The organism is Acidovorax sp. (assembly GCF_046314175.1).
In the GTDB taxonomy this organism is placed as follows: domain Bacteria; phylum Pseudomonadota; class Gammaproteobacteria; order Burkholderiales; family Burkholderiaceae_C; genus Acidovorax.
In genome coordinates, this window is sequence record NZ_JBKBXG010000067.1 from 18,144 (window position 1) to 28,869 (window position 10,726).

10 protein-coding genes are annotated in these 10,726 nt (G+C 63.3%); 7 read left to right on the forward strand and 3 right to left on the reverse strand.

The genetic code is table 11. From position 1 onward, the window contains the following. Window positions 1-26: 26 nt before the first annotated feature. The 3 genes from efp to ACK4OE_RS18070 all read right to left on the reverse strand — a co-directional run bounded on the left by efp (window position 27) and on the right by ACK4OE_RS18070 (window position 2,782). Window positions 27-581, reverse strand: coding sequence for an elongation factor P (efp, locus tag ACK4OE_RS18060; RefSeq protein ID WP_100410906.1), 555 nt, complete (start codon window positions 579-581; stop codon window positions 27-29). Between the two features lie 138 nt (window positions 582-719). Continuing rightward, the gene (gene earP / locus ACK4OE_RS18065) at window positions 720-1,883 is read right to left on the reverse strand and encodes an elongation factor P maturation arginine rhamnosyltransferase EarP (RefSeq protein WP_409886677.1); all 1,164 of its coding nucleotides are present in this window, start codon (window positions 1,881-1,883) and stop codon (window positions 720-722) included. Beyond that, the gene (locus ACK4OE_RS18070; protein WP_409886679.1) at window positions 1,880-2,782 is read right to left on the reverse strand and encodes a LysR family transcriptional regulator; all 903 of its coding nucleotides are present in this window, start codon (window positions 2,780-2,782) and stop codon (window positions 1,880-1,882) included. Before ACK4OE_RS18070 ends, earP begins: the two co-directional genes overlap by 4 nt. A gap of 146 nt (window positions 2,783-2,928) precedes the next feature. Here ACK4OE_RS18070 and ACK4OE_RS18075 point away from each other — a divergent pair, with 146 nt between their 5' ends. The 7 genes from ACK4OE_RS18075 (at window position 2,929) to ACK4OE_RS18105 (ending at window position 10,641) form a co-directional block, all read left to right on the forward strand. Next, the gene (locus tag ACK4OE_RS18075; RefSeq protein ID WP_409886681.1) at window positions 2,929-4,134 is read left to right on the forward strand and encodes a CaiB/BaiF CoA transferase family protein; all 1,206 of its coding nucleotides are present in this window, start codon (window positions 2,929-2,931) and stop codon (window positions 4,132-4,134) included. Further along, complete coding sequence (locus ACK4OE_RS18080) at window positions 4,131-5,132, forward strand: hydroxymethylglutaryl-CoA lyase (RefSeq protein ID WP_409886683.1); 1,002 nt, start codon at window positions 4,131-4,133, stop codon at window positions 5,130-5,132. Before ACK4OE_RS18075 ends, ACK4OE_RS18080 begins: the two co-directional genes overlap by 4 nt. Window positions 5,133-5,169: 37 nt before the next feature. Beyond that, the gene (locus ACK4OE_RS18085) at window positions 5,170-6,150 is read left to right on the forward strand and encodes a Bug family tripartite tricarboxylate transporter substrate binding protein (protein WP_409886685.1); all 981 of its coding nucleotides are present in this window, start codon (window positions 5,170-5,172) and stop codon (window positions 6,148-6,150) included. Between the two features lie 97 nt (window positions 6,151-6,247). After that, entirely contained in the window at window positions 6,248-8,263 is a 2,016-nt protein-coding gene (gene uvrC, locus ACK4OE_RS18090) for an excinuclease ABC subunit UvrC (protein ID WP_409886687.1), read from the forward strand. 70 nt (window positions 8,264-8,333) lie between these two features. Further along, entirely contained in the window at window positions 8,334-8,900 is a 567-nt protein-coding gene (gene pgsA / locus ACK4OE_RS18095) for a CDP-diacylglycerol--glycerol-3-phosphate 3-phosphatidyltransferase (protein WP_409886689.1), read from the forward strand. Between the two features lie 70 nt (window positions 8,901-8,970). Continuing rightward, the gene (locus ACK4OE_RS18100) at window positions 8,971-10,071 is read left to right on the forward strand and encodes a tartrate dehydrogenase (RefSeq protein ID WP_409886691.1); all 1,101 of its coding nucleotides are present in this window, start codon (window positions 8,971-8,973) and stop codon (window positions 10,069-10,071) included. Between the two features lie 297 nt (window positions 10,072-10,368). After that, the gene (locus tag ACK4OE_RS18105) at window positions 10,369-10,641 is read left to right on the forward strand and encodes an HU family DNA-binding protein (protein ID WP_056164954.1); all 273 of its coding nucleotides are present in this window, start codon (window positions 10,369-10,371) and stop codon (window positions 10,639-10,641) included. Window positions 10,642-10,726 lie beyond the last annotated feature (85 nt).

Here is a 10,726-nt window from a genome sequence, read left to right on the forward strand (position 1 = left end):
TTTGCAGAGCGCAACAAGCGACGAAATTACACGCGCTTGCGGTATTCGCCGGTGCGGGTGTCGATTTCGATCTTGTCGCCTTGCGAGACGAACAGGGGCACGGGCACTTCGAAGCCGGTGGCGATCTTGGCGGGCTTCAGAACCTTGCCGGACGTGTCGCCCTTGACGGCTGGCTCAGTCCAGGTGATTTCGCGGTCCACGCTGGTGGGCAGTTCGACCGAGATGGCCTTGCCGTCATAGAACACCACTTCCAGCGTCATGCCGTCTTCCAGGTAGTTCAGTGCGTCGCCCATGTTTTCGGCTTCGACTTCGTACTGGTTGTATTCGGTGTCCATGCACACGTACATGGGGTCGGCAAAGTAGGAGTAGGTGCACTCCTTCTTGTCCAGGATCACGTTGTCGATCTTGTCGTCGGCCTTGAACACGTTTTCGGTGCCGAAGTTGCCGATCAGGCTCTTGAGCTTCATGCGCACGGTGGCTGCACCGCGGCCGCCGCGGGCGTATTCGGTCTTGAGGACCACCATGGGGTCCTTGCCGTGCATGATGACGTTGCCGGCGCGGATTTCTTGAGCGATTTTCATAGCAAGTTGCTTGGGTTGGGGCCGCTCAACGCGCGGGCTGGCAAACCGCTTGGTTTGCGCGCCGGTGCATGTTCTGCGGCGAAAGTGCGCGGGGTGGTAGCACTGCTGCCGTACCTGTTTTGCGCAAAGCCTCGGATTTTACTGTTTTTCGGCAACAAAGCCCAAAAGTTGCGTGACGAGATCGTCTTGCGCCAGCAGTCGCGTGCGGGCGGCGTGGATGCAGGCGGTCCATTCGGCGAGCGTTGTTTCGCCCGGCCACTGCAGCGGCGCGGTGTCCAGCCCGTTCCAGGTGGCATGAAATGCGCGCATGGTTGCCGGCGCATCCACCCAGTCCAGAAACGCCCACAGTTTGTCGTGGTGGGCGTTGTCGTCCTGCGGGTAGATGTGCCAGACCAGCGCCTGCCCGGCCCAGAGAGCGCGCACCAGCGAGTCCTCGCCGCGCACGGCGTTGAAGTCGCAGGCCCACAGCATCTCGTCAAACGCGGGCTGTGGGGAGTGGGGTAGGTATGAAATTGATAGCTGCTCGCGCTTATCAGATAAGCTCTGGATGCCAATTTGATTAGTATTTTGATTGTTGAAATCGCCCAGCGCGGCACGCACCGCTGCTGCGGGCCGGCCCGGGGTGACGAGCAACTGCGTGGGCTGCTCCTGGGCTTGCTGCAGCAATTCTGGCAAGGCGGCGGGTTCGTAGCAGAACAGCGACACCCAGCGTTGCGCCGATCTGCCGCTGCTGCTCCCCAACGCCGCCAAGTGCGCCGTGCGCCAGGCCGCCTGGTCGAACGCTGCGCGCTGCACCATCAGGTCGGGCTCGCGCAGCAGCCCGCCGGTAGCGGGCGTAAAGCCGGGGTAGAAAAACCAGCGTGTCCAGCCCGCAGCAGGGCCAGACGAAAGAAGCGAGGGCAACCGGTGGTTGCGCTCCACATACCCCTCGGCCGACAGGTATTCCAGGTTGATCCAGACGGGTTGATGGTGTTTTTGGCCTTTTTGCCCTCTGGCGCTTGGCTGATAAGCGCTATAAGCTATGAATTCAGGAGCAATGTCGCAGCCAAACGCTTCTATCATCACGTCGGGCGGCCGCTCACCCGGGCCGGGCACAGCCGAGCCCCAGGCGCGGACCTCCACCCCCGGGCAGCCCGCAGGCGCCATCCATTGGAGGGCCGACGCGTCATCCACCCACAGCCGTACGCTGTGGCCCCGATTTGCCAGCTGCGCCACCAGGCGCCAGCACACGCCGATGTCGCCAAAGTTGTCGATCACCCGGCAAAACACATCCCATTGCAGGGCAGGGAGGGTGCGGCTCATGCCAAGGGCTCCGGTTGCTGCGACCGCAGGTGCTCCACCAGCAACCGGGCCACGGTGGACAGCGATTCTTCGGACCGCACGCACAGCGCCAGCCGCCGCTGCGCCCAGGGTTCGTTCAGCGTCACGGTGCGGATGGCGAGCGTACCGTGGTACAGCGCGGCGCTGCCACGCGGCATCACGCCCACGCCCAGGCCTGCGTTGACCATGAGGCACAGCGCGTCGTAGCTCGTGACCTGAATGCGCAGACGCAGCGGCAGGCCCGCCTCGGCAGCCGCGCGGGTCAGCTGGTTATTGATGGCGCTGCCCGGGTGTGCGCCCACAAAGTCAAAGGGCAGGGCGTCAACCAGCCGCACAGACTTGCGCCGCGCCAGCGCGTGGCCTGTGGGCACCACCAGCACCAGCTCGTCGGTGCGGTAGGGCAGCAGCGTCACCCGCTCGCCATAGTGGCCTTCGTTCAAGATCCCCACGTCGGCCGCGTTCTCGGCCACCGAATGCGCAATTGCGCTGCTGATCTGCTCTTGTAGCCGCACATCCACCTGCGGGTGTTGTGCCAAAAAGCTCTGCAGCTCAGCCGGCAGAAACTGCGTGATGGCCGAGATGTTGGCCACCACGCGCACATGGCCGCGCACGCCGGTTCCGTACTCGCGCATCTGCGTGGCAATGCCGTCCAGGTCGTTCAGCACGCCGCGCGCCAGGTTCAGCAGTGCAAACGCTGCAGCGGTGGGCTCGGTGCCCTTGTTGCTGCGGGTGAACAGGCTCACACGCAAGGCGTCCTCCAGGTCGGCCAGGCGGCGGCTCACGGCCGACGCGGCCAGGTGCTCGCGCGCAGCGGCGGCAGCAATGGTGTTTTTTTCCATCACGGCCACAAACAGGCGCAGGGAGACGGGGTCGAGTTTCATGAGGGCGTCATGGTAAGCCGTTTGCCAAATGCCATGCCGGTTTGCGATGGCGGCTTGTTGCATCAGCGTTTTGCAGTCGTGCGGACTGTGCGCATCATTTGCGCCAACACGCCAAACGTTCACACCCTTAGGAGACACACATTTCCATGGATTCCATTGCTTCCCCCGCTGCGTTGCAAGGTGTGCGCGTCATCGAAATGGGCCAGCTCATCGCCGGGCCGTTCTGCGGCAAGACGCTGGGCGAGTTTGGCGCCGACGTGATCAAGATCGAAGCGCCTGAAACAGGCGACCCGCTGCGCAACTGGCGCCTGATCAAGGAAGGCACTTCCGTCTGGTGGCAGGTGCAGTCGCGCAACAAGCGCTCGGTGGCGCTGGACCTGCGGCAAAAGGAGGGGCAGGACATCGCTCGTCAGCTGATTGCCGAGGCCGATGTGCTGGTCGAGAACTTCCGCCCCGGCACGCTCGAAGGCTGGGGCATGTCGCCCGACGAGTTGCACAAGCTCAACCCCGGCTTGGTGATGCTTCGCATCTCAGGCTACGGCCAAACCGGCCCCTACCGCGACCTGCCCGGCTTTGGCGCCATCGGCGAGGCCATGGGTGGCCTGCGCCACCTGACCGGCGAGCCCGGCCGCGTGCCTGTGCGCGTGGGCGTGTCGATTGGCGACACGCTGGCGGCGCTGCACGGCACCATCGGCGTGCTCACGGCGCTCTACCACCGCAAGGTCAATGGCGGCAAAGGCCAGGTGATTGACGTGGCTCTGCACGAGGCGGTGTTCAACGTGATGGAGAGCCTGATCCCTGAGTACAGCGCATTCGGCGCGGTGCGCGAGGCCGCGGGCAGCGCGCTGCCGGGCATTGCGCCCAGCAACGCCTACCCGTGCACCGACGGCTGGGTGCTGGTGGCAGGCAATGGCGACAGCATCTTCAAGCGCTTGATGGACGCGATTGGCCGTGCTGACCTGGGGGCCGCGCCCGACCTGGGCGACAACGCAGGCCGCGTAGCGCGCGTTGATGAAATTGACGCGGCCATCGGCGCCTGGAGCGCGCAGCGCACCGTGCAACAGGTGCTGGACGCACTGGGCGCCGCCCGCGTTCCCGCAGGCAAGGTCTATACCGCCAAGGACATCGCCGAAGACCCGCACTACCGCGCCCGCGACATGCTGCTGACCCAGCAGACGCGCGACGGCTACAGCGTGGAAGTGCCGGGCATCGTGCCCAAGCTATCGGCCACGCCGGGCACTATCCGCAGCAGTGCACCGCACCTGGGGGATGACACGGATGCTGTGCTGGCCGAGGCGGGGCTGACCGCCGAACAGATTGCGTTGCTGCGCAGCAAGGGAGTGATTCAATGAGTGCGTCCAACATCAGCGCCAACACCCCCAACATATGGCAGGGTGCGAACCGCCGCATCCACATGCAGGAAGTCGGCCTGCGTGACGGCCTGCAGATGGAGAAGGCCTTTGTGCCCACGGCCGAAAAGATCACGCTGTGCAATGCGCTGTCGGCAGCGGGCCTGTCCAAGATCGAGGTGACTTCGTTCACCTCGCCCACCGCCATCCCCGCGCTGAAAGATGCCGAGATCGTGATGCGCGAGATCACGCGAAGCCCGGGCACCGTCTACACCGCGCTGGTGCCCAATCTGCGCGGCGCTGAGCGCGCCATCGAGTCGCGCACGGATGAGCTGAACCTCGTCATGTCGGTGAGTGCCACGCACAACCTGGCCAACCTGCGCATGACTCAGGAGCAGTCCTTCGCGGCGCTGGCCCGGGTCGTGGCCCTGGCGCAGGGCGCCAACGTGGCGGTGAATGTGTCGCTGTCCTGTGTGTTCGGCTGCCCCATGGAGGGCGATGTGAATGAGGCCGATGTGTTCGGCTGGGTACAGCGTTTTGTAGACCTGGGCGTGCGCGGCATCACGCTGTGCGACACCACGGGCATGGCCTATCCCACGCAGGTGCACCAGATCATGGCGGCGGCCCGCGCGCGCTGGCCGGGGGTGGCGTTCACGCTGCACTTCCACAACACGCGTGGCATGGGCCTCGCCAACGTGCTGGCCGCCATCGATGCTGGCGCCGACCGGTTCGATGCCTCGCTGGGCGGCATGGGCGGTTGCCCGTATGCGCCGGGCGCCAGCGGCAATGTGTGCAGCGAAGAGATCGTGCATGCGCTGGCGTTGATGGGGTACGACACGGGCGTGGACCTGGGCGCACTGTTGGCGGCGGCGCAGCAGCTGCCTGCGCTCATCGGCCACGACATTCCGAGCCAGATCGCCAAGGCAGGCCCGCGCCTAGCGCTGCACCCCGTGCCTTCCGATTTCGATGCGATCCGCGAACGGGCGCTCACGCGTTCTTAGAGTTTTTATTTTTCAGCAACAACAAGGAGACAGAGACATGAACATCACCCGCAAACAATTCAGCACCATCGCCCTGGGGGCGTTGGCCACAGCCTTGTGCACCGGCGCCTGGGCCCAGGGCACCTACCCCACCAAAAATGTGACCATGATCGTCCCCACCGCCGCAGGCGGCACCACCGACCTGTCGGCCCGCATGTTGGCCCAGGCGCTGGCCCCGGTGCTGGGCCAGTCGGTCATCGTGGACAACAAAGGCGGGGGCAACGGCAACATCGCTGCCAGCATCGTCAAACGTGCCGAGGCTGATGGTTACACCGTGTTCATGCAGTACTCGGGCTACCACGTCATCTCGCCCCACATCACCAAGCAAAAGCAGTGGGACCAGGCCGACTTTCAGCCCGTGGCCAATGTCATCTCGGCCCCACAGATCATCGTGGTGCGCAATGACCTGCCGGTGAAGACGCTGGCCGAACTCATCGCTTATGCCAAGGCCAACCCCGGCAAACTCAACTACGCGTCGTCGGGCAATGGGTCGCTACAGCACGTGACCGGCGCCATGCTAGAGCAGCAGGGCGCGATCAAGATGGTGCACGTGCCCTACAAAGGCACCGGCCCCGCGCTGCAAGACCTGCTCGGCGGCCAGGTGGACCTGACGTTTGGGACCGCGCCCCCGTTCATGCCCCACATCGCCAGCGGCAAGCTGCGCGTGCTGGCTGTGACCGGCAAGGACCGCCTGCCCAGCCTGCCCGACGTGCCCACCACCGCCGAGGCGGGTTACCCCAAAGTCGATGCCACCTCCTGGTTTGCGTTGTTTGTGCCCGCAGCGGTGCCCAAGCCGGTGGTGGACAAGCTGACGGCCGACATCCGCACCGTGGTGCAGAGCGCCGCTTTTAAACAAAAGGCGCTGGAGCAGGGCGCCACGGCCGACTACCAGACCCCGGCGCAGCTGGGTGACAAGGTCAAGGCGGATCTGGCGAACTGGGCCTCTGTGGTGAAAAGCTCAAAGATCGAAGCGGAATAATGATCAAATTGGCCTCTGGCGCTTGATGGGTAAGCGCTAGCAGCTATTTATTTCATAGTGTTCAGGCCCGGCTGCCCGCGGGGCCACAATACGCGCCATGTCTGATGTGCATTCCGAAGAACTGCTAGCGCAGGTGGCTGCGCTGCCCGCGTTGCCTGGTGTCTACCGCTATTTCGACGCCCAGGGCGCGCTACTCTATGTGGGCAAGGCGCGCCACCTCAAGCGGCGCGTGTCGAGCTACTTCACCAAGAACCATGGCGGCACCCGCATTGGCCACATGGTCAGCAAGATCGTGCGCATGGAGACCACGGTGGTGCGCTCCGAGGCCGAGGCACTGCTGCTTGAAAACAACCTCATCAAGTCGCTGAACCCCAAGTTCAACATCCTGTTCAGGGACGACAAGAGCTATCCGTATCTCAAGATCACAGGCACGGCCGCAGGGACGGGTGATGCGCCGGGCCAAACGTTTCCGCGCATGGCGTACTACCGGGGGGCGGTGGACAAGCGCCATCGGTATTTCGGCCCGTACCCCAGTGCCTGGGCGGTGAAGGAAACCATCCAGCTGCTGCAAAAGGTGTTTCGCCTGCGAACCTGTGAAGACACCGTGTTTGCCAACCGCACGCGGCCCTGCCTGTTGTTCCAGATCAAGCGCTGCAGCGGCCCGTGTGTGAATTTGGTCTCGCCCGAGGCCTACGCCGCCGATGTGCAACATGCCGAGGCCCTGCTGCGCGGCGAAACGCAGGAGGTGCTGCAGGCCATGGAGGCGCGGATGATGGCGCATTCCGACAAGCTCGAATTTGAACAAGCGGCCGAGGTGCGCAATCAGATTCAGGCACTGTCGCGTGTGCTGCACCAGCAGTCCATCGAGATTGCGGACGACAAGGACGTGGACATTTTGGCCGTGCGCGTGCAGGGCGGCCGCGCCTGCGTGAACCTGGCCATGGTGCGCGGCGGGCGGCATCTGGGGGACCGGCCGTATTTTCCGGTGCATGTGGAAGATGCCGCTGCCGTGTTTGAGGAAGAGGGCAGTGAAGGCGGGGAGGGCGCAGATGAAAGCACCCCGACCAAGCCCGTTCGCCGGGTGGAGGTGCTGGTGCTCGAAGCGTTCATCGCCCAGCATTACATCGGCGTGCCAGTACCCCCGGTGCTGGTCACCAGCGAACCAGTGGACAAGGCGCTGCTAGAGGCACTGGGCGACCAGACGGGCGTGCGAGTCACAGCCATCCACCAGCCCCGCGAACAGCGCCGGGCCTGGTTGGACATGGCACAAAAGAATGCCGACCTGCAACTGGCCCGCCTGCTGGCGGAAGAGGGCTCGCAAAAGGCCCGCACGCGTGCGCTGGCCGAAGCACTTGACTTGCCGCCTGAAGACCTGGACCAGCTCACCATCGAATGTTTTGACATCTCGCACACGGCGGGTGAATCCACCCAGGCGTCATGCGTGGTGTTCCACCACCACAAGATGCAGAGCAGCGAATACCGCCGCTACAAGATCGAAGGCATCACGGGCGGCGACGACTATGCCGCCATGCGCCAGGTGCTGACGCGCCGCTACAGCAAGGTGGCCGAGGCCGCGCGCGAGGCGGGGGGCATCGACTTTGCGGCCGCACCGCCGCCGGATACATCCAACACCGATGGCGCAGTCAAGCCCAAGGGCGTGGCACGGTTGCCCGACCTGGTGCTGATTGACGGCGGTAAGGGCCAGGTGGGCGTGGCCCGCGAGGTGTTCACCGCGCTGGGGCTGGACCTGACGCGCATCGTGGGCGTGGAAAAAGGCGAGGGCCGCAAGGTCGGCCTGGAAGAGCTGGTCTTTGCCGATGGCCGCGAGAAGGTCTACCTGGGCAAGGACTCTGCCGCGCTCATGCTGGTGGCGCAGATCCGCGACGAGGCCCACCGCTTTGCCATCACCGGCATGCGCGCCGCGCGCGCCAAGGTGCGCGTGGGCGGCGGACAACTGGAAGAGATCGCTGGCGTGGGCCCCAAAAAGCGGGCACGGTTGCTGCAGCGGTTTGGCGGGGTGCGTGGGGTGGCGTCGGCCAGTGTGGAAGACCTGGTCACGGTGGATGGCATCTCGCGTGAGCTGGCAGAAGAGATCTACCGGGCGTTGCGCTGAGGACCAAAGGCTCCACGGCTAATTTCGAACACGCCGCAATTCGCCGTGTTGCCATGACACAATCGCCGCCATGTTCTGGACTATCCCCACCTTGATGACCTGGACGCGCATCGTCGCGATACCTTTGATCGTGGGGGTGTTCTATGCGCCCATCGACCCGGCCATGCGCAACCTGATTGCCACCGTCATGTTCGTGGTGTTTGCCGCCACCGACTGGCTGGACGGCTACCTGGCCCGCAAGCTCAACCAGACCTCGTCCTTCGGCGCGTTTCTGGACCCGGTGGCCGACAAGTTTCTGGTGTGCGCCTCCCTCCTCGTACTGGTGCACCTGCAGCGCGCTGATGTGTTTGTGGCGCTCATCATCATCGGCCGCGAAATCGCCATATCGGCCTTGCGCGAGTGGATGGCCCAGATCGGTGCCAGCAAGAGCGTGGCGGTGCACATGATCGGCAAGGTCAAGACCACGGTGCAGATGGTGGCCATTCCGTTTTTGCTGTACGACGCGCGCCTTTTCGGCGTGATCGACACCGGCGTGTGGGGCACCTGGCTGATCTGGGCGTCCGCCGTGCTCACGGTCTGGTCCATGGTGTATTACCTGCAGAAGGCGCTCCCTGAAATACGGGCCCGCGTCAAGTAAATTTCGAGTCATTTGTGCCGCTAGCGCTTGATAGTTAAGCGCTGGTAGCTATATTTTCAGGAGCGTTTGAATGGCGAAGCATCGCATTGCAGTCATTGCCGGCGACGGCATCGGCAAGGAAGTCATGCCAGAGGGTCTGCGTGTGATGGACGCTGCAGCGCGCCAATTTGGCATCGACCTGCAGTTCGACCATTTCGACTTTTCGAGCTGTGATTACTACGAGAAGCACGGCAAGATGCTGCCGGACAACTGGAAGGACCAGATCGGCGGCCACGAGGCCATCTATTTTGGCGCAGTGGGCTGGCCTGAAAAGATTGCCGACCATGTCTCGCTCTGGGGCTCGCTGCTCTTGTTTCGCCGCGAGTTTGACCAGTACATCAACCTGCGCCCCGCACGTCTCATGCCTGGCGTGATCGCCCCTGTGGTGCGGCGCGACGGATCGCCCCGGCTGCCGGGTGAGATCGACATGTTCATCGTGCGCGAGAACACCGAAGGGGAATACTCCAGCATCGGTGGTCGTATGTACGAAGGCACCCCGCGCGAGATCGTCATGCAGGAGACGGTGATGTCACGCCATGGTGTGGACCGCGTGCTCAAGTTCGCTTTCGAACTGGCCCAGTCGCGCCCCAAAAAACACCTGACCAGTGCCACCAAATCCAACGGCATCGCCATCACCATGCCCTATTGGGATGAGCGTGTGGCCGAGATGGCCAAGTCATACCCGGATGTGAAAGTCGACAAGTTCCACATCGACATCCTCACTGCGCATTTTGTGCAACGCCCCGATTTCTTTGACGTGGTGGTCGCCAGCAATTTGTTCGGCGACATCCTCAGTGACCTGGGCCCGGCGTGCACTGGCACCATCGGTATTGCGCCCAGCGCCAACCTGAATCCCACGCGCACCATGCCCTCGCTGTTTGAGCCCGTGCACGGCTCGGCACCCGACATTGCGGGGCAGGGCATTGCCAACCCCATCGGCCAGATCTGGTGCGGCGCGATGATGCTGGACTTTCTGGGCTATCGCCCAGCACACGATGCCGTGTTGGCCGCCATCGAGGCGGTGCTGGACCCAAAAAGCGGAGGTCCACGCACGGCCGATCTGGGTGGCACAGCAAACACGCAAGATGTTGGCAAAGCCATCGCGCAGGCGTTGTCGGGCTTTGGGGGATGACGGCGCTAACGTGTCAATACGGAATGCTGCCCATACGGCGTGTTTGAGACAAAAACAGCCTACAAGCCCTGTCGCAGCGTGAAATGCGACTAGAATTCATGGATGCGCTGTTGCAAAACAGTGTGCTGTATTGACACCCGGAAACTCGATGGCTTTAATCTGATGCAGCAGCCCCTGCTGTGTATGCCAGTCATTCCCCCGTCCAATCACCGCCGGTCCCAAGGGGCTGCGCTTTTTGACGCGTGAAGACCAGATATCCGCGAGACATTCCATCAACTCTTTCCCGAGAGGCTTCTTGTGAACAAAACCGAACTGATTGAGCACATCGCTACCAACGCCGACATCTCCAAGGCCGCAGCGGCTCGCGCCCTGGAATCCACGATCGAGGCAGTCAAGAAGACCCTGAAGAAGGGCGGCACCGTATCGCTCGTTGGTTTCGGCACTTTCGCAGTCGGTAAGCGTGCTGCTCGCACCGGCCGTAATCCCCGCACTGGCGATACGATTAAAATCAAAGCTGCTAAAGTTCCTAAGTTTCGTCCTGGCAAGGCATTGAAAGATGCCTTGAACTGAGGATCAGTTTAGGTGGGGTCCTTAGCTCAGTTGGTAGAGCGGCTCCTTTACACGGAGTAGGTCGGCGGTTCGAGACCGTCAGGAC